This is a genomic window from Kitasatospora sp. NPDC001660, from assembly GCF_053596725.1.
This window is the reverse complement of the sequence record NZ_JBSFGU010000002.1, coordinates 133,989-159,018: the sequence shown is the minus strand read 5'-3', so window position 1 is coordinate 159,018 and position 25,030 is coordinate 133,989. Positions and strand designations below refer to the sequence as shown.

The 25,030-nt window shown below is 75.3% G+C and carries 17 protein-coding genes; 6 read left to right on the top strand and 11 right to left on the bottom strand.

The window, feature by feature from the left end:
* Positions 1 to 104 precede the first annotated feature (104 nt).
* Positions 105 to 746 carry a PadR family transcriptional regulator gene (locus ACWCXH_RS02680; RefSeq protein WP_449799495.1) on the bottom strand — a complete coding sequence of 214 codons (642 nt, stop codon included), beginning with the start codon at positions 744 to 746 and terminating at the stop codon, positions 105 to 107.
* 83 nt (positions 747 to 829) lie between these two features.
* Between ACWCXH_RS02680 and ACWCXH_RS02675 the strand changes: the two genes are divergently transcribed.
* A complete protein-coding gene (locus tag ACWCXH_RS02675) occupies positions 830 to 1,801 on the top strand; it encodes an endonuclease/exonuclease/phosphatase family protein (RefSeq protein ID WP_449799494.1) in 972 nt (323 codons plus the stop codon).
* Between the two features lie 15 nt (positions 1,802 to 1,816).
* Here ACWCXH_RS02675 and ACWCXH_RS02670 read toward each other — a convergent pair whose 3' ends face one another.
* The 4 genes from ACWCXH_RS02670 to ACWCXH_RS02655 form a co-directional block, all read right to left on the bottom strand.
* Positions 1,817 to 2,968, bottom strand: coding sequence for a PP2C family protein-serine/threonine phosphatase (locus tag ACWCXH_RS02670; RefSeq protein ID WP_449799493.1), 1,152 nt, complete (start codon positions 2,966 to 2,968; stop codon positions 1,817 to 1,819).
* A gap of 254 nt (positions 2,969 to 3,222) precedes the next feature.
* The gene (locus ACWCXH_RS02665; RefSeq protein WP_449799492.1) at positions 3,223 to 6,513 is read right to left on the bottom strand and encodes a UvrD-helicase domain-containing protein; all 3,291 of its coding nucleotides are present in this window, start codon (positions 6,511 to 6,513) and stop codon (positions 3,223 to 3,225) included.
* Between the two features lie 32 nt (positions 6,514 to 6,545).
* Positions 6,546 to 9,866 (bottom strand): ATP-dependent helicase, encoded by a 3,321-nt coding sequence (locus ACWCXH_RS02660; RefSeq protein ID WP_449799491.1) that lies wholly within the window; start codon positions 9,864 to 9,866, stop codon positions 6,546 to 6,548.
* Positions 9,867 to 10,026: 160 nt separating this feature from the next.
* Positions 10,027 to 10,404 (bottom strand): MGMT family protein, encoded by a 378-nt coding sequence (locus ACWCXH_RS02655; protein WP_449799490.1) that lies wholly within the window; start codon positions 10,402 to 10,404, stop codon positions 10,027 to 10,029.
* Between the two features lie 135 nt (positions 10,405 to 10,539).
* Here ACWCXH_RS02655 and ACWCXH_RS02650 point away from each other — a divergent pair, with 135 nt between their 5' ends.
* Positions 10,540 to 13,344: a flippase-like domain-containing protein gene (locus ACWCXH_RS02650; RefSeq protein WP_449799489.1), complete on the top strand. Its 2,805-nt coding sequence runs from the start codon at positions 10,540 to 10,542 to the stop codon at positions 13,342 to 13,344.
* 76 nt (positions 13,345 to 13,420) lie between these two features.
* On the opposite strand, the gene moeZ is transcribed toward ACWCXH_RS02650, so the two are convergent.
* From moeZ to ACWCXH_RS02625, 5 genes are all read right to left on the bottom strand, one after another.
* Positions 13,421 to 14,599 (bottom strand): adenylyltransferase/sulfurtransferase MoeZ, encoded by a 1,179-nt coding sequence (moeZ, locus tag ACWCXH_RS02645; protein WP_449799488.1) that lies wholly within the window; start codon positions 14,597 to 14,599, stop codon positions 13,421 to 13,423.
* Positions 14,600 to 14,913: 314 nt separating this feature from the next.
* Positions 14,914 to 15,915, bottom strand: a complete 1,002-nt coding sequence (locus tag ACWCXH_RS02640; protein ID WP_449799487.1) for an NAD-dependent epimerase/dehydratase family protein — start codon at positions 15,913 to 15,915, stop codon at positions 14,914 to 14,916.
* Between the two features lie 94 nt (positions 15,916 to 16,009).
* Positions 16,010 to 17,110: a hypothetical protein gene (locus ACWCXH_RS02635; RefSeq protein WP_449799486.1), complete on the bottom strand. Its 1,101-nt coding sequence runs from the start codon at positions 17,108 to 17,110 to the stop codon at positions 16,010 to 16,012.
* On the bottom strand, positions 17,110 to 18,768 hold the full coding sequence (locus ACWCXH_RS02630) for a DUF3492 domain-containing protein (RefSeq protein ID WP_449799485.1): 1,659 nt from the start codon (positions 18,766 to 18,768) through the stop codon (positions 17,110 to 17,112). The genes ACWCXH_RS02635 and ACWCXH_RS02630 overlap by 1 nt, the downstream gene beginning before the upstream one ends.
* A 226-nt stretch (positions 18,769 to 18,994) precedes the next feature.
* Positions 18,995 to 19,912 carry an alpha/beta fold hydrolase gene (locus ACWCXH_RS02625; RefSeq protein ID WP_449799484.1) on the bottom strand — a complete coding sequence of 306 codons (918 nt, stop codon included), beginning with the start codon at positions 19,910 to 19,912 and terminating at the stop codon, positions 18,995 to 18,997.
* 236 nt (positions 19,913 to 20,148) lie between these two features.
* On the opposite strand from ACWCXH_RS02625, the gene ACWCXH_RS02620 reads away from it, so the two are divergent.
* From ACWCXH_RS02620 to ACWCXH_RS02610, 3 genes are all read left to right on the top strand, one after another.
* Entirely contained in the window at positions 20,149 to 20,790 is a 642-nt protein-coding gene (locus ACWCXH_RS02620; protein ID WP_449799483.1) for a TetR/AcrR family transcriptional regulator, read from the top strand.
* A gap of 175 nt (positions 20,791 to 20,965) precedes the next feature.
* On the top strand, positions 20,966 to 21,193 hold the full coding sequence (locus tag ACWCXH_RS02615; RefSeq protein WP_449799482.1) for a DUF3107 domain-containing protein: 228 nt from the start codon (positions 20,966 to 20,968) through the stop codon (positions 21,191 to 21,193).
* A gap of 127 nt (positions 21,194 to 21,320) precedes the next feature.
* Entirely contained in the window at positions 21,321 to 21,647 is a 327-nt protein-coding gene (locus tag ACWCXH_RS02610) for a hypothetical protein (RefSeq protein ID WP_449799481.1), read from the top strand.
* Between the two features lie 12 nt (positions 21,648 to 21,659).
* Here ACWCXH_RS02610 and ACWCXH_RS02605 read toward each other — a convergent pair whose 3' ends face one another.
* Positions 21,660 to 22,385, bottom strand: a complete 726-nt coding sequence (locus ACWCXH_RS02605) for a ferritin-like fold-containing protein (RefSeq protein WP_449799480.1) — start codon at positions 22,383 to 22,385, stop codon at positions 21,660 to 21,662.
* A 707-nt stretch (positions 22,386 to 23,092) separates the two neighbouring features.
* Here ACWCXH_RS02605 and ACWCXH_RS02600 point away from each other — a divergent pair.
* The coding region (locus ACWCXH_RS02600) for a DEAD/DEAH box helicase (RefSeq protein WP_449799479.1) at positions 23,093 to 25,030 on the top strand (1,938 nt) is incomplete at its 3' end.

The window sequence follows — 25,030 nt, the reverse complement described above, 5'->3', positions numbered from 1 at the left end:
CTTGCTGGTTGTGGGCCCGGTCGCGGCCGGGCCCGTGGATCGATGACGTCGGTGACGTCGGTGGGGTCCGGGCCGGGGCCAGGACGGAGAGATGCGGTGCGGTGCTAGGAGCGCGCGCGGCGCCGGCCCAGCCGGGTGGCCCGGGCGGGCTCCTGGCGGGCGGGCTCGGCGGCCCCGGCCTGTTCGAGCTCGGCCTGCTGGGCGAGGCGGGTCTCGCAGTGGTCGAGCCAGCGGATCTCGGCCTCGGTCTGGAAGATCAGCTGTTCGAGGACGAGCAGCCAGGCGAGGTCGTTGGTCGCCGAGGCTCGAGCGCCGGCGGCGCCCGGCCGGGGCTCGCCGGCGAGTGCCCGGCCCTTGAGCCGGGTGTAGTCCTGGAGCGCCTTGATGCTGTGGCGGCGCTGGCCCTGGACGACGGCGGAGACGTCCACCCCGGGCACGGTGACGGCCATCGCGAGCTTGATCGCCAGTTCGTCGCGCGGCGGGTTGGTGCGCGGCACCGGGGTGTCGAACCAGGCACGCAGTTCGGCCCGGCCGGCGTCGGTGACGGCGTAGAACTGGTGGCCCTCGTCGTCCTCCCCGGCGGGCTCGACCAGGCCGTCGCGCTCCAGGCGGGCGAGCGTGGTGTAGACCTGCCCGACGTTGAGCGGCCAGGTGGCGCCGGTGCGCGCCTCGAAGTCGGTGCGCAGCTGGTAGCCGTAGCGCGGGCCCTGGTCGAGCAGGGCGAGCAGACCGTGACGGATGGACATACCCAGTATGTATACCCGGTATGCCCGGCCGGCTCAAGCGACGCGCCCGTCCCCGGCCCGGCGAACGGGTACCGTCGTGCGGTGTGAGCCAGTTGCGCATCGCCACCTTCAACCTGTTGCACGGTCAGCCGCTCGCCCCGGACGGCGCCCCGCGGCCCTACCCGGCCGACGCCGGCGACCCGCTGGCGCAGGCGGTGGCCGAACTGGACGTGGACGTGCTGGCCCTGCAGGAGGTGGACCGGCACCAGTCGCGCTCGGGCGGCACCGACCAGGCGGCGGTCGCGGCCGGGGCGATGGGCGCCCGGGACTGGCGCTTCGCCGCCGCCCTGCACGGACGCCCGGCGCCGGTGGCCGGCTGGGTGCGCGAGCCGACCGCACCGAACGGCCTGCGGGTGTACGGGCCGGGCGAGGTCGGCGACGGCGCCCCGCCCTCCTACGGGACGGCGCTGCTGACCCGGTTGCCGGTGCGGCACTGGCGGGCCCGCCGCTTCGCCCCGGCGCCGTTCGGGCTGCCGCTGCGGGTGGCCGGGCGGCGCGGGCTGACCCCCGTGCCGGACGAACCGCGGGCGGCCCTGGCCGCAGTGCTGGAGGGCGAGCGCGGGCCGTTCACGGTGGTGGCGGCGCACCTGTCCTTCGTGCCCGGATGGAACATGGCACAGCTGGCCGGCATCCGGCGCTGGATCGCCGACCTGCCGCAGCCCTACCTGGTGCTGGGCGACTTCAACCTGGTGGGCGCGGTGCCGCGCACGGTGCTCGGCGGGGCGACGGCGCTGGAGCGCACCGCGCCGCGCACGCGCGTGCGGGAGCTGCGCGAGGCGCGGCGGGCCCGGCCGGCACTGGCCGGGCCGCGCCGGCGGCGGGTGCGCGAGCCGCGGGCCCGGCTGCAGGGCTGGCACGACCTGGCGCGCACGCCGACGTACCCCTCGCACCGGCCCGCGGTGCAGTTCGACCACGTGCTGGCCGTCGGCGTGCCGCGCGCGGCGGTGGGCCCGGCGGCGGCGCCGCACACCGGGGTGTCGGACCACCGGCCGCTGGTGGTCGAGGTGTCGCTGTAGGGGTTTCCTCGGCCGCTAGTTCAGGTGCGAGAGGATCCCGTTCTGGTGCGGGACGTGGGCGACCGGGCGGGCATGGGGGTCCCCCCTGCCGGAGGCCGGGGGAGGGTCGTACTGGAGGAGCAGCATGGCCGCGTCGTCGCCGAGTTGGCGTCCGACGTGGCGCACGACGTCCTCGTGCAGGCGCCGCAGGACGTCGCCCGGGCGGCCGTCGGCGCAGTGCGGGAAGCGTTCGGCGAGCGGGTAGAAGGCGCCGGTGCGGTCCCGGGCCTCGATGACGCCGTCGGTGAACAGCAGCACCCGGTCCCCGGGCAGCAGGGCCGTGCGGTGCACCGGCGGGCGGACGTCGGCCGGGTCGAGGACGCCCAGCGGCGGCACGGTCTCGGCGAGTTCGAGCGGGCGGACCTCGGAGCCGCGCAGCAGCAGCGGCGAGGGGTGCCCGCAGTTGACGATCTGGGCGGTGCCGTCCGGGGCGACGCCGATCAGCACCAGGGTGACGAACTCCTCCTCGACGCCCGGGTGGTCGTTCTCGTGCAGGGCCCGGTGGAGGCTGACGGCCAGCCAGCCGGCCACCCGGTCCAGCGCGGGCTCCTGGTGCGCGGCCTCGCGGAAGGCGCCGAGGACGGCGGCGGCCGTCTCGACCGCGCCGAGGCCCTTGCCGCGCACGTCGCCGACCACGGCCCGGACCCCGTGGCGGGTGTTGACCACCTCGTACAGGTCGCCGCCGATCCGCGCGTGCGCGGCGGCGGCCTCGTAGTGGACGGCCGCGCGCACGGTGCCGACCCGCTCGGGGACCGGTCTCAGCAGCACGCGGCGGGCGATCGAGGCGACGAGCTGCGCGTCCGCGAGCGCCCGTTCCTGCCGCAGCCGCAGGGTGGCGCTGACCCAGCCGATCGCCGCGACCAGGACGATCGCGACGACGCTGGCGGCGTGCACGGACTGGCCGAGCGCGTCACCGCGGAAGGCCATCAGGAAGGCCACGGCCTCGGTGCACAGGCCGATGACGAGCGGGTACCAGGTGCGGCGGCTGACCACGGCGGCCAGCGCGGGTACGGCGGTGAGGGCGGGTTCGACCGTCACCTCGGTGCCGCTGACGTAGTCGAGGAGGACGATCAGCGCCATGCCGATGTAGGGCAGCGCGAGCGCCGTCCTCGGCCAGGTGCCGGTCACGCCCGGAGCGGGTCCCGGGGTCGGCCCGGTGAACCGCTCTCTGATCCATCCGGTCGCGCTCAACTTCGGTTTCTCCAGCAGAAGACGCCGGCGCCCGGGGGCACCTGCGGTGATGACTGAGGGTTAGGGAATGCGGGCCTCGCTGGCGGCCGGAGTACGGGGGTTGACCGGTTACCGACCCCACAATAGGCGCGAAACGTGCGCTACGCACAGGTTTCGCCCGTTGCCATGATGACTTGGATGCTCTCCGTGACTCATTCTTCACTGTTCCCGATCAGGAGCCGTTCCAACTCTTTTCGGTCGGGAAGTCCTGACGGACGTTCGATCCGGCCGCTGCGGACGTACAGGAACGACGCCGTGACCTGCTCCAGTGGGACTCCTGCGCACTCGGCCCAGGCGACCCGGTAGATCGCGAGCTGCAGCGGGTCGGCGGTCTCCTCGCGGTGGGTCTTCCAGTCCACCACTTCGTAGCGTGACGTACCACCGGATCCTGACGTTTCGTCACCTTCCCGGTAGACCGCGTCGATCCGGCCGCGCACCACCCGGCCCGCCAGCACCAGCTGGAACGGCGCCTCCACCCGGTACGGCCTCCGGTCCGCGTACGGGGTGCGCAGGAACGCCTCCTTGAGGCGCTCCAGGTCCTGCTCGTCCTCGATGCCGTCGTCGTCCGCGCCGGGCAGCGCGCCGGGCCCGATCAGCAGCAGCGGCTCGATCCGGGACTGCACCCACGCGTGGAAGCGCGTGCCCCGGCGCGCGGCCGGCTGCGGGGGGCGCGGCATCGGGCGGGCGAGGTCGTGCGCGAAGCCGTCCGGGTCGGCGGCCAGGCGCAGCAGCTGGGTGGCGGACAGCGCGGCGGGCAGCGGCACCTCCCGGACGCTGCGCCGGGAGCGCTCCAACTCGCCCAGCAGCGCGCTGAGATCGCGGTCCCACGACTCCAGCTGGCGGCGGTCCTCGGCACCCATCGGCTCTTCTTCGGGGGCGGGGGCGCCGGCGAGGCGGGCGCGCACGACGCCGGCGACGCGGCGGCGGGCGTGCTGGGCGGCCGGGTCCAGCGGCAGCGGCCAGGGCCGCTCCACGGACGCGGCCAGCGCCGGGTTCTCGGCGCCCTTCTCCGGCTGCTCGGCCCAGTGCTCGACCTCGCCCGCACCGGGCTGCTCGCAGTGCTCCCGCAGCTGCTCCAGGAACGCGGACGGGCCGCGGACGGTCTTCTGGGTGGGCCCCCACCAGTGGCCGGAGGCGAGCAGCAGGGAGCGCGGCCGGGTGAACGCGACGTAGCCGAGGCGCAGTTCCTCGACGCCGGAGTGCTCGGCCAGCTCCTTCCTGAACGCGGCCACCGACCTGGCGTTCCATCCGCCGCGCACGTCGGGCAGGGTGGCCGCGTCGCCGCGCAGGGTGTGCGGGAGCACGCGCTTGGTGCTGGTCCAGCGCTCGCGCGGGCTGCCGGAGGGGAACGCGCCCTTCACCAGGCCGGGCACCGCGACGACGTCCCACTCCAGGCCCTTGGACTTGTGGGCGGTGAGGACCTTCACGGTGTCCTCGCCGCCGGGCAGGCTGCTGTCCAGGCCGCGCTCGTACTCCTGGGCTGCGCGCAGGAAGCCGAGGAAGGCGGCGAGGCCCGGGTCGCCGTCCAGGTCGGCGAAGGAGGCGGCGACGTCGAGGAAGGCGTGCAGGGTCTCCCGGCGGCGGGCGGCCAGCGCCTGCGGGGAGGCGGCGAGTTCGACCTCCAGGCCGGTGGCGGCGAGCACCCGGTGCAGGACGTCCATCAGCGGCTCGGACAGTGAGCGGCGCAGGTCGCGCAGCTCCTGGGCGAGGCGGGCGAAGCGCACCCGGGCCTCGGCGGAGAACGGGAGGTCGTCCGTCTGATCGGCATCGAGGAAGGTCTCCAGGGCGTCGGCCAGCGAGACCACCTCGGTCGGGTCGGTCTCGGCGACGGCGGCGGCCAGCGCCTCCACGCCCTCGGGCCGCTCGGTGCGCACCAGGTCGGCGGCGCGGCGTCCGAGCAGGGCGAGGTCGCGCGGGCCGATCCGCCAGCGCGGGCCGATCAAGAGCCGTACCAGGGCCGCGTTCGCGGTCGGGTCCTGGAGCACCTCGCAGACCGCCACCAGGTCGGCCACCTCGGGCAGCTGCAGCAGCCCGCCGAGGCCCACCACCTCGACCGGCACGTCGCGGGCCACCAGCGCCGCGTGGATGTCCGGGAAGGCCGCACCGCCCCGGCACAGCACGGCGATCCGGCCGGGTGCGGTGCCGGTGCGCACGAGGTGGGCGATCGAGTCGGCGAGCCAGTCGATCTCCTCGGCGTGGGTGGGCAGCAGCGCGGCCCGCACGAAGCCGTCCTGCTCGGCGCCGGGGGCCGGGCGCAGCGCCTCGACGCCCTCGTGCATCGCGCGCAGCGGCGCGGCGAGCCCGTTGGCGAAGGCGAGCAGGCGCCCGCCGCTGCGGCGGTTCTCGCTGAGCGCGTAGCGGGCGGCGGGGCGGCCGTCGGCCCGGGGGAAGTGCCGGGGGAACTCGTCGAGGTTGGCGACGGAGGCGCCGCGCCAGCCGTAGATCGCCTGGCAGGGGTCGCCGACGGCGGTGACGGGGTGGCCGCCACCCTGCTTGTCGCCGGGGGCGCCGCCGAACAGGCCCGCGAGCATGAGCCGCTGGGCGACGGAGGTGTCCTGGTACTCGTCGAGCAGCACGACCCGGTACTGGCCGCGCAGGAGCTCGCCGACCTCGGGGCGGCGCTGGGCGAGCCGGGCGGCGGCGGCGATCTGGTCGCCGAAGTCCATCAGCCCGGCGGCGGCCTTGCGGCGCCGGTAGTCCTCGACCAGGCGCAGCAGTTCGAGCCGGGCCCGGGCGGTGGCCGGGACGGCCCGCAGGTCGTCGTTGGTGAGCTTGGCGGTGGCGAGGGTGTCGAGCAGTTCCTCGTCGTGGGCGCGCAGGGTGTCCGGTTCGACGAGGTGCTCGGCGAGTTCGCCGTCGAGGGCGATGAGGTCGGCGACGAGGTTGGCGAAGGTCCCGGTCAGGGCGGGGAACGGGCCGGGGCTGGTGCGCAGCACCTTGGCGGCGAGCTGGAAGCGGGTGGCGTCGGCGAGCAGCCGCACGTCGGGCTCGACGCCGATGCGCAGGCCGTGCTCCTTGAGGAGGCGGCCGGCGAAGGCGTGGTAGGTGGAGATCGCGGGCTCGCCGAGCGGCTCGACGAGCCCGGCCTCGCCATCCGGGTCGGCGGCCCCGCCCCGGCCTTCGGCCTGGGGGTACCGCCCGGCCGTCAGGTCGGGGGAGGATTCCCCCGGCCCGCAGACGCGCAGGGCGGTGCGGACGCGTTCGGCGAGCTCGCCGGCGGCCTTGTTGGTGAAGGTGAGGCCGAGCACCTCGTCGGGGCGCACGGCCCCGGAGCCGACCAGCCACACCACCCGCGCGGCCATCACCGTGGTCTTGCCGGAGCCCGCGCCCGCGACGATCACGGCGGGTTCGAGGGGGGCGCCGATGGCCGCCATCTGCTCCCGGTTGAACGGGATCCCCAGCAGCTCCTTGAGCTGGTCTGGGTGGCTGAGCACGGCGGTCACCTTGCAACGTTAACCGGCGGGACGGACATCCTTCACTCGACCAGCTGCGCCCCGTCCCGCTGGGCGGAGCAGCTGCGGCGGAACGCGCAGCGGTCGCAGCCGCCGCCGGTGCGGGGCACGAAGCGCTCGGCGAGCACCCGCCCGGCCGCCTCGGCGAGCAGGTTCTCGACCCACGGGTCGCCCTCCGAAGGCTCCTGGCGCTGCACCTTGGGGGCGTCCTGGGCGGCCTTGGCGGCGGGCTCGCGCAGGTGGACCAGCTCGGCGCCGCCGGCCTGCGGGGCGCGGCCCGCGAAGCCGGGCAGCTCGTTCAGCGCCCCGGCCCGGACGGCCAGCTGGTAGACGGCGAGCTGCTTGTGCTCGGGCAGCGACTTGTCGGTCGGGATCTGCTTGCCGGTCTTGAAGTCGACGACGTAGGCGCGCCCGGCCCCGTCCTTCTCGACCCGGTCCATCGAACCGCGGATGCGCACCGAGACGCCGCCGACGTCGAGGGTGACGTCGAAGCCGTGCTCGGTGGCGACGACGTCCCGGCCGCGCTCCAGGACGTGCCAGTTGAGGAAGCGCTCCAGGGCGGCGCGGGCCTCGGTCTTCTCCTGGTGGGACTTCCACGGCGCGTCGAAGGCCAGCGCGTCCCAGACGGTGTCCAGGCGCTCCATGAGGACGGCGAGGTCGGCGGGGGTGCGCCCGGAGCCGACCTCGTCGGCGAGCGCGTGGACGACGTTGCCGAAGCCCTGGGCGGCCGAGCCGCGGCCCTGCGCCTTGACCTCCTTGTCCAGGAACCACTGCAGCGAGCAGTTCTCCAGCTGCTCCAGGCCGCTGCCGGACAGCCGCACCGGCAGGTCGGGGCCGCGCAGCGGCTCCGGGGCGGCGGTCGGGTCGTCCAGGCCCCACCAGCGCTCGGGGTGGGCGGCGGGCACGAGGGGCAGCCCGTCCTCGTCGGTGGCGGCGGCGAGGGTGGCGAGGCGCTCGGCGGCGGCCCGGCGCAGCTCGGGCGAGCGGGCCGGGTCGACGGTGACGGCCCGCAGCTCGGCGACGAGCGCGGGGACGGACAGCGGGCGGCGCGGGCGGTGGGTGACGTCCTCGACGGTGACCGGCGGGGTGCGGCGCACGACGCGGCCCGTCCTCGGGTCGACGTCCTCGCGGTAGAGCTCGCGCAGGAAGCGGGAGGGCTCGTCGCCGTCCTCGGCGGGCGCCTTGACGGCGGTGACGATCAGCCGCTCCTTGGCCCTCGTCGCGGCGACGTAGAAGAGGCGGCGCTCCTCGCCGAGCAGGGCGGCCGGGGAGAGCGGCTCGGCGAGGCCGTCGCGGCCGATCCGGTCGGCCTCCAGGAGGGAGCCGCGCCGGCGCAGGTCCGGCCAGAGGCCGTCCTGGACGCCGGCGACGACGACCAGGCGCCACTCCAGGCCCTTGGAGCGGTGGGCGGTCATGAGCCGGACGGCCTCGGGGCGGACGGTGCGCACGGTGAGCGTGTCGGCGGCGATGTCCTGGGCCTCCAGCTCGGCGAGCAGGTCGAGGGCGCTGCGGTGGCCGGTGACCTGTTCCTCGGCACGTGCGGCGGTCTCGAACAGGGCGCACAGCGCGTCGAGGTCGCGGTCGGCGTTGCGGCCGGCGGCGCCGCCGCGCAGGGCGGCCCGCTCCAGGCGCTCGCGCCAGCGGCGGCTGCCCTCCCACAGCGCCCACAGGGCGTCCTCGGCGGTGCAGCCGCCGACGAGCAGCTCGCGGACCTTGCGCAGCAGCGTCCCGAGGTCGCGGGCCCGCCGGGCGTGGGCCGGGTCGAGGGCGACCAGCCGCTCGGGTTCGGCGAGGGCCTCGCGGATCAGCTCGCCGGCCGGGCGCGGCACCGCGGCGGGGCGGCCGTCGGCGCGCAGCGCGGCGCGCTCCTCCTCGCGCAGGGCGCGGCCGAGGCGGCGCAGGTCGGAGCCGTCGAGGCCGCAGAGCGGGCCGGTGAGCAGGGCGTGGGCGAGGTCCGTGGTCAGTGGGTCCGGGACGTCCGGGTCACCGTGCCGGTCCCGGGCGGCCTGCTCGGCGCACACCCGCAGGGCGAGCAGCAGCTGGGCGACGGCCGGCTCCTCGCGCAGCGGCAGGTCGTCGCCGTCGATCTCCAGGGGGACGCCGGCCGCGCTGAGCGCCCGCCGCACTCCCGGTATGGAGCGGGCCCCGGCCCGGACGAGGACGGCCATCTCGCCCCACGGCACGCCGTCCTCCAGGTGGGCGCGGCGCAGCAGGTCGGCGACGGAGTCGAGCTCGGCGCCGGGGGTCGGGTAGGTGTAGACCTCGACCCGGCCGCCCTCGCGGGAGGGCAGCAGGGCACGGTGCTGGGCGAGCTTGTCGGCGGGCAGGCGGCCCATCGGCATGCGGCGGGCGAGTTCGCGGGAGGCGGCGAGCAGGACGGCGCCGGAGCGGCGGGAGACCCGCAGCACCCTGACGTCGGCGGGGGCGCCGTCGGCCCGGCGGAAGGTCTGCGGGAAGTCGAGGATGCCGTTGATGTCGGCGCCGCGGAAGGCGTAGATCGACTGGTCGGGGTCGCCGACGGCGACGAGGTCGCGCCCACCGTCGGCGAGCCGGCGCAACAGGCGGACCTGGGAGGGGTCGGTGTCCTGGTACTCGTCGACGAAGACGACGTCGTAGCGGCCGCGCAGGTCCTCGGCGACCCCGGGGCGTTCGGCGAGCAGGACGGCGCGGTGGACGAGCTCGGCGTAGTCGAGGACGCCGCGCAGGTCGAGGACGTCGAGGTAGTCGGCGAGGAAGTGCGCGGCGGCGGCCCAGTCGGGGCGCTGGACGCCCTGGGCGAAGCGTTCGAGCTCGGCCTCGCCGAGGCCGAGCTCGCGGCTGCGGGCGAGGACGGCGCGGACCTCGTCGGCGAAGCCGCGGGTGGTCAGGCAGGCCCGCAGGTCGAGCGGCCAGCCGATCCTGCCGGAGCCCAGGCGGGCGTCCTCGGCGCCGCCGGCGAGCAGTTCGCGGACCATGACGTCCTGCTCGGGGCCGGAGAGCAGGCGCAGCGGCTCGGCGTAGTCGGCCGGGTCCTGGTTGGCGCGCAGGAGGGCGTAGCAGAAGGAGTGGAAAGTGGTTGCCTGCGGGGCGGGGGTGGAGGCACCGAGGCGGCCGGACATCCGGTCGCGCAGCTCCATGGCGGCCTTGCGGCTGAAGGTGAGGACGAGGATCCGCTCCGGGTCGGTGCCGCGCTCGATCCGCCGGGCGACGGCCTCGACGAGCGTGGTGGTCTTGCCGGTGCCCGGGCCGGCGAGCACCAGCAGCGGCCCGCCGGTGTGCTCGACCACGGCGCGCTGGTACTCGTCCAGCACGGGCGGTTCGGGCTGGACGAGCGGGCTGCGCACGAGCCGGTAGGGGGTGCTCACGCGTCCGCCTCGCTGCGCTCGGCAGGGGCGTTCGCCCGTGCGCACCTCTCGATGGTTCGCTCGCTACGCTCGCTCACGGAAGATCCTGGGGTCGAACAGGGGGGATGGCCGGGGCGGGCCCGCCGGGGCCCGCCTGCATCGAGCCTACGATCCTGCCCCGTCAATCCCGTCCGCGTACCGGATTCGGTGGACTTTCACCGCCGTCCCACCGGGCCCGCTCGAGGTCCACTCGCGGCGGGTCGGAGAGTTCCCGCAGCGGGGTGCCCTCCTCGCCGTAGTGGGCGAGGGCGCGCTGCTCGTGGCCGGGCAGGAAGCGCCCGTCGGCGCGGATCACCCGCCACCAGGGCACCGAGCCGCCGTACAGGGCCATGACCCGTCCGACCTGGCGCGGACCGCCCTGGCCGAGGTACTCGGCAACGTCTCCGTACGTCATCACCCGGCCGGGTGGAATCCGCTCGGTCAGGTCGAGCACCAGTTCGGCGAAGGGTGGCAGGTCCCCCGGGAAGCCGTTGTCGTCAGCGTCCGTCACCTGGGGCATTCTTCCTTACAGGGGCGCGTGCGAAGCCTCGTGCGAACGATCCGCCGCGCCCGATCCGCCCCCTGTCCCGCACGGGGGGCCGGGGCATGCCACCATCTTCCGGGGCGGTGAGTGGTGATACGAGGACAAGACCAGATGACCGGGACGGCAGACGTGGGCGCGCACGAGGACTCCGACGAGTCCGCCGCCCGCATGCCCGCAGGTCCCGGCGGTGAGCCCGCTCCCGGGCCGACGCCGGAAGTCTCCCTGATCAAGGACCGCACGATCAAGACCCCTCAGCCGACCGGCCCCGCCGAGACCCCGACCGTGCCGCTGCCCGAGCCCGCCCAGGCGCCCGAGGCGGTGGCCGTCCCCGAGGCGGTGCCCGCCCCGGAGCCCGCGCCCGCCAAGCCCGCCCCTGCCGTGCCCGCCCCTTCCACACCCGCAGGGTCCCCGCTCGCGGCCATCCACGACCCGCTGGACGACACCCCGCACCTGGACGTCGACGAGCCGCTGCTCGCCGCCCGCGCGCACCGCCCGACCGACCTCCTGCGCTTCCTCGCCGGCGTCCTCGGGATAGTCGCCGTCTTCGTCCTCGCCGGTGTCGCGACCTCGACCACCACCGGCATCGAGCAGGACATCGCCACCAACGCGCCGCGCTTCTCCGCGGTGCTGTCCACCATCACCGGCCTGCTCTCCAGCGTCGCGGTGCTCGCCGTGCCGCTGGCCTTCGCGGTGGAGCGGCTGATCAAACGCGACGGCCTGCGGGTCGCCGACGGCGTCCTCGCCTCGGTGCTCGCCTACGGCGTCTCGCTCGGCATCGACTGGTGGGTCGCCGAGGGCGCCTCCGAACACATCCGGGACGCGCTGACCAGGCTCCCGATGGACAGCAACGGCGCCCTCACCGACCCCGTCCACGGCTACCTCGCCCCGGTGATCGCCTACATGACCGCGGTCGGCATGTCGAGCCGGCCACGGTGGAGAGTCGCCCTGTGGGTGGTGGTGATCTTCAGCGGGATCACCGAGCTGCTCGGCGGCTACACCACCCCGCTGTCGCTGCTGCTCACCGTCCTGATCGGCTGGTCCGTCGCCTACGGCACGCTGTACGCGATCGGCTCGCCCAACATCCGCCCCACCGGCCAGCACCTGATGATCGGCCTGCGCAAGGTCGGCTTCACCCCGGAGAGCGCCCACCGCGCCCCGGACGCGCCCGGCGGCACCCGCCGCTACTACGTCGCCCGGCAGGACGGCCCGCCGCTGGACGTCCACATCATCGACCGCGAGCAGCAGGCCTCCGGCTTCTTCTACCGGGCCTGGCGCCGGCTGCGGCTGCGCTCGGTGGCCGTGCGCCGCAGCCCCCAGTCGCTGCGCCAGGCGCTGGAGCAGGAGGCCCTGATCGCGTACGCGGCGGCGGCCTCCGGCGCCCGCGCGCCGCAGCTGGTCGCCACCTCCGAGCTCGGCCCGGACGCCGCGATCCTGGTCTACGAGAACGTCGAGGGCCGCACCCTGGACGAGCTCTCCGACGACGAGGTCACCGACCAGGTGATGGCCTCGCTGTGGGAGTCGGTGGCCGCCCTGCACGAGCGCCGGATCGCCCACCGCCGCCTCACCGGCGAGTCGCTGCTGGTCGTCGACGGCAAGACGGCCTGCCTGGTCAACCTGTCCGGCGGCGACATCGCGGCCACCGACCTGACCCTGCGCATCGACGTCGCCCAGCTGGTCACCACCTTCGCGCTGCGGATCGGCCCGGAGCGCGCCGTCGCCGTCGCCAACGCCGTGCTCGGCGCCGAGCGGGTCGCCCAGGCCCTGCCGCTGCTCCAGCCCGTCGGGCTCTCCCGTTCCACCCGGATCGACCTCGCGAAGCTCTCCAAGGAGCGCAAGGCCATCGCCCGGGCGAAGGCCCTGGAGCAGGTCGCGGCCGGCGAGCGCACCCAGCAGCAGGCCGAGGAGGACATCGCGGCGGCCGGCGAGGACCTGCTCAGCCGCATCCGCGGCCAGATCCTCCAGATCGCTCCCGAGGCCCCGATGGAGCCCGCCAAGCTGGAACGGCTCAAGCCCAAGAGCCTGATCATGGTGATCGCGCTCACCTTCGCCGCGTACCTGGCGCTCACCACCATCAAGCCCGCCCAGCTCAAGCTCTCCCAGATGAACTGGGCCTGGGCCGCGGTGGCCCTCGCGGCGGCCGCCTTCAGCTACGTCGCCGCGGCGATGAGCCTGACCGGCTTCGTGCCCGAGAAGCTGCCGTTCCGGCGCACCGTGGCCGCACAGCTGGCCGGCTCCTTCGTCAAGCTGGTCGCCCCCGCCGCGATCGGCGGCATCGCGCTCAACACCCGCTACCTGCAGAAGGCCGGCATCCGCTCCGGCCAGGCGGTCGCCTCCGTCGGCGCCTCGCAGCTCGCGGGCCTGGCCGGGCACCTGCTGCTGCTCTTCAGCTTCGGCCTGATCACCGGCAGCCAGACCAACGGGGACCTCTCCGCCTCCCGCGCGGTGATCATCGGTGTGCTGACCGCCGCCGTGCTCGCCCTCGTCGTGGCCGCCGTCGCACCGCTGCGCCGCTTCGTCCTGAACCGGCTGCGCTCGCTGTTCTTCGGCGTCGTGCCGCGCATGCTCGACCTGATGCAGACGCCCAGCAAGCTCGTCACCGGCTTCGGCGGGATCCTGCTGCTGACGCTCTCGTTCACCGCCTGCCTGGACGCCTCCGTGCAGGCCTTCGGCGGCGACGTCAGCTTCTCGGCCGTCGCGGTCGTCTTCCTGACCGCCAACGCGGCCGGCTCCGCGATCCCCACACCGGGCGGCATCGGCCCGGTCGAGGTCGCCCTGATCGGCGCGCTCACCGTCGCCGACGTCTCCCCCGCCGTGGCCACCCCGGCGGTGTTCCTCTTCCGGGCGCTCACCTTCTGGCTGCCCGTGCTGCCGGGCTGGATCGCCTACAACGTGCTCCAGCGCAAGAACGCGCTCTGAAACACGCGCTCCGAAACACGCTCCGGAACACGGAAGGGCCCGCCGGGATCGGCGGGCCCTTCCGTACGCGCGTCGGCTAGTAGACCGGCTTGTGCGGCTCGATCTGGTTCACCCAGCCGAGCACGCCGCCGCCGAGGTGGACGGCATTCGCGAAGCCCGCCGCCTTCACCACGGCCAGCACCTCGGCCGAGCGCACGCCCGACTTGCAGTGCAGCACGATCTTCTTGTCCTGCGGCAGCTTCCCCAGGGCGTCGCCCATGAGGAACTCGTTCTTCGGGATCAGCACCGCGCCGGGGATGCTGACGATCTCGTACTCGCCGGGCTCGCGGACGTCGATCAGGAAGATGTCCTCCTCGTCGTCCTGCCACTGCTTGAGCTGCTTCGAGGTGATCGTCGAACCGGCGGCGGCGGCCTGCGCCTCCTCCGACACGACGCCGCAGAAGGCCTCGTAGTCGATCAGCTCGGTGACCGTCGCGTTCTCGCCGCAGACCGCGCAGTTCGGGTCCTTGCGGACCTTCACCTGGCGGTAGTTCATCTCCAGGGCGTCGTAGATCATCAGCCGGCCGACCAGCGGGTCGCCCACGCCGGCCAGCAGCTTGATGGCCTCGGTCACCTGGATCGAGCCGATGGACGCGCACAGCACGCCCAGCACGCCGCCCTCGGCGCAGGACGGGACCATGCCCGGCGGCGGGGCCTCCGGGTACAGGCAGCGGTAGCAGGGGCCGTGCTCGGCCCAGAACACGCTGGCCTGACCGTCGAAGCGGTAGATCGAACCCCACACGTACGGCTTGCCCAGCAGCACCGCGGCGTCGTTCACCAGGTAGCGGGTGGCGAAGTTGTCGGTGCCGTCCACGATCAGGTCGTAGCCGGAGAAGATCTCCATGACGTTGGAGTTGTCGAGGCGCTCCTCGTGCAGGACCACGTCGACGTAGGGGTTGATCTCCTTGACCGAGTCGCGCGCCGACTCGGCCTTGGAGCGGCCGACGTCCGACTGGCCGTGGATGATCTGCCGCTGCAGGTTCGACTCGTCCACCACGTCGAACTCGACGATGCCCAGGGTGCCCACGCCGGCCGCGGCCAGGTACATGAGCGCGGGCGAGCCGAGGCCCCCGGCGCCGACGCACAGCACCTTGGCGTTCTTCAGCCGCTTCTGCCCGGCCATGCCCACGTCGGGGATGATCAGGTGGCGGGAGTACCTGCGGACCTCGTCAACGGTGAGCTCGTCAGCCGGCTCGACCAGGGGTGGCAGCGACACGGAAACTCCGATGGTCGTCGGTTCAGGTGGCGGGGGCCAGCCTGTCTGTGGGCATGTTGCTCCGCCACTCAGGTGGCTCTGCTACGCCAACAGTGTCACGCCCCTCCGGTATTCCGAGACAGCCCGTCCGATGGGCGAGACGGGCGACGTCGGATCGTGGAACCGCCGCACGGGCCCCGGACGGTGCCCCACCCGCCTCCCCGCGAGCCGGACGCGCCTGCGGCGCCCGCTCCCCTCTACTACCTACGTCCGCTTGAATCCCCCCGCCTCCGCTTCCCCCTCCCCGCCTCCGCTCGAAATCCTCCCGCATCCGCTCAAACCCGGCAGGCCGTCTCCAGCCACACGTCCCCGAGCGACTCCTCCAGCGGCACCTGCGTCCGCCATCCGAGACGGTCCCGGGCGGTGCGCACGTCCGCCTGCCGCCACGGCACCGGCTCCCCCGCCGAGGGCCGGCCCTCGGCCCGCGGACCCTCCGGGCGGTGCCCCGGCAGGTACGGCCCCGACGGGTGCCCGGGCAGGTGGTCCCCGCCCGCCGCGACGGCCTGCGCGGGCAGCAGGACCTGCCGGTTCTCCTCGACGACGGCCCCCTCGAAGCCAGACGCCCGCACCAGCAGCTGGGCCGCGTCCCGGGCCCGGACGGCGTGCCCGCTGCCGATGTTGATCACCCCGGTGGCGGCCGACACCGCCGCCGCCCGGATCGCCCGCGCGACGTCCCGCACGTCCACGAAATCCCGGTATCCGGACAGGTCCGGCATCCGCACCTGGGGCTCGTCGCGCTCCAGCGCCCGGCGCAGCCCCTCGGCGAGCCGCCCGAACAGCGAGGCGGTCGGCGCCCCCGGGCCCACCACGTCGAACACCCGCAGCACCGCCGCGTCCAGGCCGGAGGCCAGCACCAGCTCCGTCCCGGCCAGCTTGGACACCCCGTACGGGCCTACCGGCCGCGGCTCGGCCTGCTCCGACACCGGCACCCCGCCCGGCACCGGCCCGTACTCGGCCGCCGAGCCGACGTGCACCAGCCGGGCCGGCTCCCGGCTGCGCCGGATCGCCTCGCAGACCGTGGCGACGGCCAGCGTGTTCGCCCGGATCAGGGTGCGCGAGCTGCCGTAGGTGGCGCCCGCGCAGTTGATCACGACCTGGGGGGCGACGGCGTCCAGGAAGCGCGCCAGCGCGCCCGGGCTGCCGGCGGTCAGGTCGAAGCGGATGTCGGCCGAGTCGCGCCGGCCGAGCACCGTCACCTGCAACTCCTGGTCCAACAGCAGACGGTCGGTGACGCGGCGGCCGATGAAGCCGTCGGCGCCCAGCAGCAGCACCCTCATCGGGGGTGTCCTTCCACGAAGCGAGGCCGGGGACGACCTGGCGGGCTGAAATCGGGTGGTGGCGAAGTGAGTTGGGGATTCGGAGCGGGGCGGGTCAGCCGTGCGCCTCGGCCCGGCCGAGCACCGTCCAGGCGTACCCGAGCAGCACCGCCGCGACGGCGCCGCCGCCGAGCAGTACGGCCGCCGGGCCGGAGCGGCCGAGCCCGAGCACCGCCAGGGTGACGGCCGGGCCGGCGAGCGCACCCGCCGCCGCGGCGGTCCACCGGCCGCAGCGCGCCAGCAGCGCGGGCAGCACCAGCAGCAGGCCCAGTACGCCCTGCGCCGCCCACGGCAGGGCGCCGGAACGCTCGGCGGCCAAGTGCAGCAGCCCGCCCCCGTGGGACGGCCCGGGGCGCGGCGCGACGACCGTCAGCACGGCGAGCGCGGCGAAGCTCAGCACGGCGAGGACCGCGAGGTGCAGGGCCACCGCGACCGGCAGCACCGGCCGCATCCGGGCCCGGAACTCGGCCAGCGTGCCGGCCGCGCCCAGGTGGCCGCGGCCGACACGGCGGTACCAGCGGGCCGCCCGCTCGGCCGACCCGGCCGACACGGCGGCCGCGAGCGCCAGGGCGATGGTCAGCGGGCGATCACCGCCGGGCAGCGCGGGCGGGAGCAGCAGGAGGGCGGCCAGGCCCACCCCGTACACGAGGGCGGCAGGGCGCCAGCGGGTGCCGGTGCCGCGCGGAGCGGCCGCGGGACCGAGGCCGTCGGAGGCGGCGGGGCCGGCGAACGGCGGCCGGGCCGGGCCGGGCGGGGGGTCCGCGGTGAGGGCGGGGACGAGCACGAGCGGCACGGCGGCGGTCAGCAGCACCGGCCAGCGCGCCCCGAACCCGGCCACCGCCGCGCAGGACGGCGCGGCCAGGGCGGCGGCGGTGAGCGTGGCCCGGGCGGCGGCGCCGCACTCCCGGCCCGGGGGCGGCGGCGGCGCGGGCGGGCGGCGCGGCACGCGCGCGTACAGCTCGTCGGCCAGCGAGAACAGGTCGGCGTGCCGGCAGCGGGCCGCCGCCTCGACGCCCAGCCCCGCCTCCTCCAGCCCGGCGACGATCTCCAGCGGGTCGACGGCCTGCTCGCAGAGCGCCCGGTGCTCCGCCATCACCTCGCGCACCGGGTCCCCGGAGGGCCGGCCGGCGCCGCCCGCCGCCGCACCGGCGGACATCAGAGCGCCTCCGCGAGGGCACCGGGGTCTGTCGCCGCCACGCGGGCGGGAGTCCGGAGACAGACCCCGCGGTCCTGCGCGCCGTCGTCGTCGCCCTCGTCCGCCTCGCCGGGGTGCCGCCTGGCGACCGCTCCGTCGGTGCCGCCGCGCAGCCAGAACTCTGCGGGCCGGGCGAACGGGCGGAGCCGCTCGCCGGGCGCGCCGCCGCCCGCGCCGTCCGGGAAGGCCGGGAACTGCGAGACCAACTCCAGGTATATCTCCCGGAAGGCGCCGACCACCGGCTCGACGGCGAAGCGTTCCTGCGCCCTCAGCCGTCCGGCGAGCCCGAGCCGGGAGCGCCGCTCCTCGTCGCGCAGCAGCGCCAGGCAGGCGCCGGCCAGGGCGCTCGGGTCGCGTGGGGGCACCAGCAGCCCGGTCGGCCCGACCACCTCGCGCGCCACCCCGACGTCGGTCGACACGACCGCCCGGCCGCTCAGCATCGCGTCCGCGAGCAGCCGGGGCCGGCGCTGGGTGAGCGCGGAGAACACGGCCACCGTGCCGCTCTCCCAGGCCTCGGCGAGCGAGCGGGGCCGCCCGGCGAAGTCCACCGCCGCCGCGACCCCCAGCCGCTCGGCCAGCGCCGCGCACTGCGCGCGGTAGCCGGGCCGCGCCTCCTCGCCGTGCACCACCAGCCGGGCGGCCGGCAGCTCGGCCCGCACGCGCGCGAAGGCGTGCAGCATCAGCTCGGTGTCCCGGCCGGGCTCCAGCGCGCCCGCCCACGTCAGGGTCGGCGCGTGTGGCTCCGGCCCGGCCGCGGGGCGGGCCACCGCGGACGTGCCCTCGTACACCACCCGGGTGCGCGCCGGGTCCGCCCCGCAGCGGCGCTGCCACTGCCGGTCGTGCGCGCTGCCCGGGGTGAGTATCGCGGCCCGCCGGTACGTCTCCTCGGTGAGCGCCCGGAAGAACGCCAGCAGCAGCGCCCGGACCGGCCACCGGTACGGCGCCTCGCGGTAGCCGAGGTACTGCTCGCGAAGGTGCAGCCCGTGCTCGGTGACGACGAACGGGACGCCGTGCAGGTGCCGGGCCGCCAGGGCGGGCAGCGCGGCCGGGCCGCCGCCCACGACGTGGCACAGGGCGGCGGCGCCGAGGCCGCCGGGCCCGGTGCCGTACCAGGGCGCGGACAGCGGGCGCAGGCACTGCTCCAGCAGGTCGGCGGCGACCAGCACGTCGCGCACCAGCGGCGACCCGGCCGAGGTGTCCGCGCCGGGCAGCCGCCAGACCCGCTCCAGGGTGCGCCGGGCGTGCACGGAGGCCAGGAACGCGGACAGGCCGCCGTCCTCCCGGGCGAGCGCGGCCAGCCGGTAGAGCCCGACGCCGAACCCCGCGCGCTCCCCCGGCAGCACGAGCGCACGCACCAGCTCCTCGTACGCCCGCGCGTACTGGCGTCTGCGGAGCGCGCCGGGGGCCCGCCCGGCCGGCCGGCGCCCCCACAGTGCGAGTTCGTGCACCCCGCGCCAGGCGGGCGAGAGCCGGTCGTCGACGCCGGGGGCGTCCGGGCCGGTGAGCAGGTACAGGTCGAACACGTGCTCCGGCAGCCCTTCGGCCAGCCGGTCGCACCAGCCTCCGGCGCCACGGCTCGGATACGGGCGGGCACCCTCGGTGAGCAGGGCGATGCGCACGGAAGACCTCCTCTTGCTGCCCGTTCCAGGGGCTGCGGAAGCTGATGGCCGACCGCCTGCGACCCGCCTTGTGGCGCGGCGTGTGCGGCTCTCCCCCCACACCTGTTCGGTCCGGCAGCAGAAAGGTAGGACCGGCCCGCGGCCATCCATCGGTCACTTGCCTGGTTGCCACCTGAACGAGTGAACCGGCGTGACCTCGCCGCAGACCGGGCCGTTGGCGCCGCCGCTACCCGCCGTGCACGGCCAGCAGCTCCCGCACCTCGCGCGCCACCTGCCCGGGGTGCTCCATCATCGCCACGTGCCCGGACTCCGGGAGCACCAGCAGCCGGGCGTCCGCGAAGGCCGCGCAGGCCCGCCGGGCCGAGCGGTACGAGACGAGCTTGTCGCGCAGCCCGTACACCAGCAGCACCGGCGCCTTCACCTGCTCGGCCTGCCGCCACAGCGCCTGGTCGCCGCGCTCGGTGTACGCCGAGACGATCCCGCGCGCCGAGCCGACCAGCGCCTGCATCGCGTGCGGCACCGCGAGCCGGCGCCGGTACTCGGCCACCGCCTCGGCCCGGGTGGCCGCGGGCAGCCCGTCCGGGTCGCCGTAGACCAGCCGCAGCAGGTCGTCGGCGGCCTCCTCCGGGCCGCGCCCGCCCGCCCCCAGCCTGCTCATGAGCGCGGGCACCCCGGGCACCGCGAGCACCGCGGTCGGCCAGGCGCTGCGCTGCGGCGGCAGCTCGGGCAGCGCGGGCGAGACCAGGGTGAGGGTGCGGACGAGGTCGGGGCGCAGGGCGGCGAGCCGCACGGCGACGGCGCCGCCGAGCGAGTTGCCGAAGAGGTGGACGGGGCCGCGCCCGGAGGCCTCCAGGTAGCCGATGACGGCGCGGACGTGGCCGGAGAGGCCGAGGTTGCCGTCGGCGGGCAGCGCGGAGGCGCCGAAGCCGGGCAGGTCCACGGCCTCGCCGTCGACCCGGTCGGCGAGCAGGCCCATGAGGGCGGTCCAGTTGCCGGCCGAGCCGCCGAGCCCGTGCACGAACAGCCCGGGCTCGCGCCCGTCCTCTCCACGCCCGCGGGGCCCGCCCGCACCGGCCGGCCGGTGCACCGCGAGCACCGCACCGGGAACCTCGACCGTCCGTATCTGCTGCTCAGCGCCGCTCATGGTGGACGATGGTAGTGAGCCCCCGCCGGGAGGCCCCCGTCGGGAGGACACAGCGGGTGACCGGGCTGTCCCGCCCCTCGTCGCACCACTGCCGATGCCGAGGTCAGCGCCGTATTGTGGGCTCCTGACAACGAGGCCGGGGGCTTTTCTCACGTCCGCCGAACGCGGACGCGGTTACCGAAAAGTAGAATCGGTCACCTTGCCAGCCCCGTACGAACCCCGAAGTGAGGAGCGCCGTGACGGCCATCCAGGAGGCGCAGGAGCGCCCGCGCGGTGCCCGCCTGCCGCGAAGCGCCCGCCGTGAACAACTGCTCGGTGCCGCCCAGGAGGTGTTCGTCGCGCAGGGCTACCACGCGGCCGCCATGGACGACATCGCCGACCGCGCAGGGGTCAGCAAGCCGGTGCTCTACCAGCACTTCCCCGGGAAGCTGGAGCTCTACCTGGCGCTGCTGGACAAGCACTGCGACGCCCTCGTCGAGTCGACGCGCGAGGCGCTGTCCACCACCACCGACAACAAGCTGCGCGTCGCGGCGACGATGGAGGCGTACTTCAACTACGTCTCCAGCGAGTCGGGCGCCTTCCGGCTGGTCTTCGAGTCGGACCTGACCAACGAGCCCGCCGTGCGCGAGCGGGTCGAGCGGGCCTCCGAGGCGAGCGCGACGCTGGTCAGCAAGGTGATCCAGGAGGACACCGACCTGCCCGAATCGGAGTCCAAGCTGCTCGCGGCCGGGGTCTGCGGGCTGGCCCAGATCACCGCCCGCTACTGGCTGTCGCAGGGTCTGGAGATCCCCCGCGACGAGGCGGTCCGGCTGGTCGCCAGCCTCGCCTGGCGCGGCCTGAAGGGCTTCCCGATGCACCCGGGGGGCGAGCCGGCCTGAGGTCCGGCCGCGGTCCGGCCCGTGCCCGTCGGGGCGCCGGTGATCCGCTGACCTTCGCGTCCGCGGTGATCGCGTGCTCTATGGTGAAGCCGTACGGCGCGGTCGCCGCGAACGCTTGTCCCAGGCGGTCCGGTGCCCGCGCGTGGATGACTGCAACCCCGGAGGGACGGAAGCCGTGGAGGTCAAGATCGGCGTGCAGAACGCGCCGCGCGAGATCGTGATCGAGAGCTCGCAGACTGCCGATGAGATCGAGAGCGCGGTCGCCAAGGCGCTGGAGGGCGACTCGAAGCTCTTCTCGCTGACCGACGAGCACGGCCGCCGCGTCATCGTCCCGGCCGAGCGCCTGGCGTACGTGGAGATCGGCGAGCAGGCCGCCCGCAAGGTCGGTTTCGGCACTCTCTGAGTCGCCCGCGCGGTGCCCCGTTCCCCCCAGGGAGCGGGGCACCGTTGCGTGTACGGCCGGTCGGCGCCGGGTAGGGCGCAGGTGTGGCGGTCCGAGCGCCGCGCGCCCGTCCCCCGGGGAGGCAGCCTTGCTGGTCGAGTCGATCGTCTTCGCCGTCATCGGTCTGGCCGTGGGCCTGGCCGCGCTGCTGGCGCTGCCGGCGTACTTCCCGGCGGCCCGTGGGCTGACGCTCGGCACCGCGGTGGCGGCGGCGCTGGTCGGCGGGGCGGTCGCGGCCTTCAGCCTGTCCGGGCGCTACCCGGCGGTGACGGTCTGCGCGGCGGCGGTCACCTCGGCGGTGCTCACCTCGATGCTGGCCCGGCCCGACGTGGCCGCCGGCCGGGCCCCGGCGCACCGGCACCACCCGCACCACGGGGGCGCCCACCGCGCGCCGCGGCGGCACCGGCCGGCGTAGCCGTCCGCGCCGCTAGCTGGCGAGGCCGAGGGCGGCCATCCGCCTGGTGTGCGCCTCGGTGATCCGGTTGAACATCTTGCCGACCTCGACCAGGTCGAAGCCCTGCACCTGGACGCCGCCGACCAGCAGGTTGGACAGCGCGTCCCGCTCGGCCACCACCCGCTGGGCCTGGCTCAGCGCCTCGCCCATCAGCCGCCGGCCCCACAGGGCGAGCCGGCCGCCGGCCCGCGGGTCGGCCTCGATCGCCTGGCGCACCTTGTCGACGGCGAACTGGGCGTGGCCGGTGTCGGACATGACACCGAGGACGAGGTCCCGGGTGTCGTCGTCGAGCCGGACGGCCACCTCGCGGTAGAAGTCGGTCGCGATGGCGTCGCCCACGTACGCCTTGACCAGGCCCTCCAGCCAGTCCGAGGGCGCCGTCATGCGGTGGAACAGCTCCAGCGGCTCGACGAAGGGGCGCATCGCCTCCTGCGGGTCCGCGCCGATCTCGGCGAGCCGGTCGTGGAGGCGCTGGTAGTGCTGGAACTCGGCGGAGGCCATCCGGGCCAGCGCCGCCTTGTCGGCGAGGTCGGGCGCGAGCTTGGCGTCCTCGGCGAGCCGCTCGAAGGCGCTCAGCTCGCCGTACGCGAGGGCGCCGAGCAGGTCCAGCACCGCCGCGCGGTAGCCCGGGTCGGCCGAGCAGCTCGCCCAGTCCCCGATCGAGCCGGCCTCGTCCTGCGTCTCACCATGGGTCTCCATGACCCGCCACCTTAGTCCCGCCCACCTGGCGCGCCGCACGGACCGGCCACCGTGCGGCGTGCCGGGTGACCGCCCGGAACGCCCGGTCACACGCCGGTTGCCAGGGGCAATGTCAGACGCGTCACGTGTTCGAGTCGTCGCCTGACTGTATGGTGGTACGGAGCCCCGTCGTGCTCGCACGGTGTCACCGCCGTCTCGGTGCCCCGCGCAAGCCCGCTCCCTAGCGGCGCCGTCCCCACGGACGTGTCCGCACCGGAGGCACGGGTACTCACGTACGCGGATGCCCGGTCGGAGAGCCGATCGGCTCCGACCATGGCTTGGACTTCAAGCCTTGGCACCGCATCAGTGGCCGAGCGAGGGCCGCCGAGACCACGCCCGCCCGGCGGAGGTCCCGCGCAGGTCCCTCACGGGAATCCTCCCCGACGCCGCCGGCGACGCGCCCCGCCATCGGGCCGCGCGCACCGGCCGGCCGCAGGGACCGGCGCGGTTGTGCGTCCGCGCAGCTGTATCAGGGCCGTCCAGGCCCGTACGCAGCCGCGCGGCTGCCCGCCCGCCGCTCGCTCTCGGCCCATCCACACGGAAGAGGCAGCACCCTGTCCACCACCGCTGAACCCACCAAGTCGACGTTCCGGGAACTGGGAATCCTCCCGGAGACCGCCGAGGCCCTCGAGTCCGTCGGCATCGTCCACCCCTTCCCGATCCAGGAAATGACCCTGCCGGTCGCTCTGACCGGCCACGACGTCATCGGCCAGGCCAAGACCGGCACCGGCAAGACCCTCGGCTTCGGCCTCCCGCTGATCGAGCGGGTCGTCGTGCGCGCCGACGTGGACGCCGGCCGGGCCGCCGAGGAGCAGCTCTCGGACTTCCCGCAGGCGCTGATCGTCGTCCCGACCCGCGAGCTGTGCACCCAGGTCACCAACGACCTGCAGACCGCCGGCAAGGTCCGCAACGTCCGCGTCCTCGCCGTCTACGGCGGCCGGGCGTACGAGCCGCAGGTCGAGGCGCTCACCAAGGGCGTCGACATCGTCGTCGGCACCCCGGGCCGCCTGCTCGACCTGGCGGGCCAGAAGAAGCTCAACCTGTCCAAGGTCCGCGCGCTGGTCCTGGACGAGGCCGACGAGATGCTCGACCTGGGCTTCCTGCCCGACGTCGAGAAGATCATCACCATGCTGCCGGCCAAGCGGCAGACCCTGCTGTTCTCGGCGACCATGCCGGGCCAGGTCATCAGCCTCGCCCGCCGGTACATGAGCCAGCCCACCCACATCCGGGCCACCGCCCCGGACGACACCGGCGCGACCGTCGCCAACATCGAGCAGCACATCTTCCGTGCTCACTCGCTGGACAAGGTCGAGATGGTCTCGCGCATCCTGCAGGCCGAGGACCGCGGGCTGGCGATGATCTTCTGCCGCACCAAGCGCACCGCCGCCGACGTGTCCGACCAGCTCACCCAGCGCGGCTTCGCGGCCGGCGCCGTCCACGGCGACCTCGGCCAGGGCGCCCGCGAGCAGGCCCTGCGGGCCTTCCGGAACGGCAAGGTCGACGTGCTGGTCTGCACCGACGTCGCGGCCCGCGGCATCGACGTCGAGGGCGTCACGCACGTCATCAACTACCAGTGCCCCGAGGACGAGAAGACCTACCTGCACCGGATCGGCCGCACCGGCCGGGCCGGCGCCTCCGGCACCGCCGTCACCCTGGTCGACTGGGACGACATCCCGCGCTGGCAGCTGATCAACAAGGCGCTGGACCTGCCGTTCAACGAGCCGGAGGAGACCTACTCCACCTCGCCGCACCTGTACGAGCTGCTGAAGATCGCGCCGGGCACCAAGGGCATCCTGCCCCGCTCGGAGCGGACCCGCGCCGGGCTCGGCGCGGAGGAGGTCGAGGACCTCGGCGAGACCGGCGGGCGCGGGGCGCGCCCCGGCCGTGGCCGGGGCGGCCGCGGCGGGTCGGGGCGCCCCGGCGGCCCGGCCGTCGAGGCGGCCGAGGAGCAGCCGCGGCGGACCCGCGAGCGCCGGCGCACCCGCCGGGGCTCCGCGGTCGACGCCGAGGGCGAGGCCACGGCCGTGGTGACCGAGGCTCCGGCCGTCGAGGGCACCGAGGGCGAGGCCGCGCCGCGCCGTCGCCGCCGCCGCTCGCGCGGTGGTGCGGCGGCCGCCGAGGCCGCGGTGGTCGAGGCGGTGGCCACGGCTTCGGCCGCCGAGGCCGTGGCGGAGGCTCCGGCCGAGGAGAAGCCTGCCGCGCGCAGCCGTACCCGAACGCGCAAGCCGAAGGCCGAGGCCGAGACTGTGGCCGTGGCCGAGGCCGAGACTGTGGCCGTGGCCGTGGTCGAGGCCGAGGCCGTGGCTGTGGCCGAGGCCGTGGTCGAGGCTCCGGCGGAGAAGAAGCCGGCCACCCGGACCCGCACCCGCAAGCCCAAGGCCGAGACCGAGGCCGTGGCGGACACCGAGGCCCCGGCCGAGGAGAAGCCCGCCACCCGGACCCGCACCCGCAAACCCAAGGCCGAGACCGAGGCCGTGGCGGACACCGAGGCCCCGGCGGAGAAGAAGCCGGCCACCCGGACCCGCACCCGCAAACCCAAGGCCGAGACCGAGGCCGTGGCGGACACCGAGGCCCCGGCGGAGAAGAAGCCGGCCACCCGGACCCGC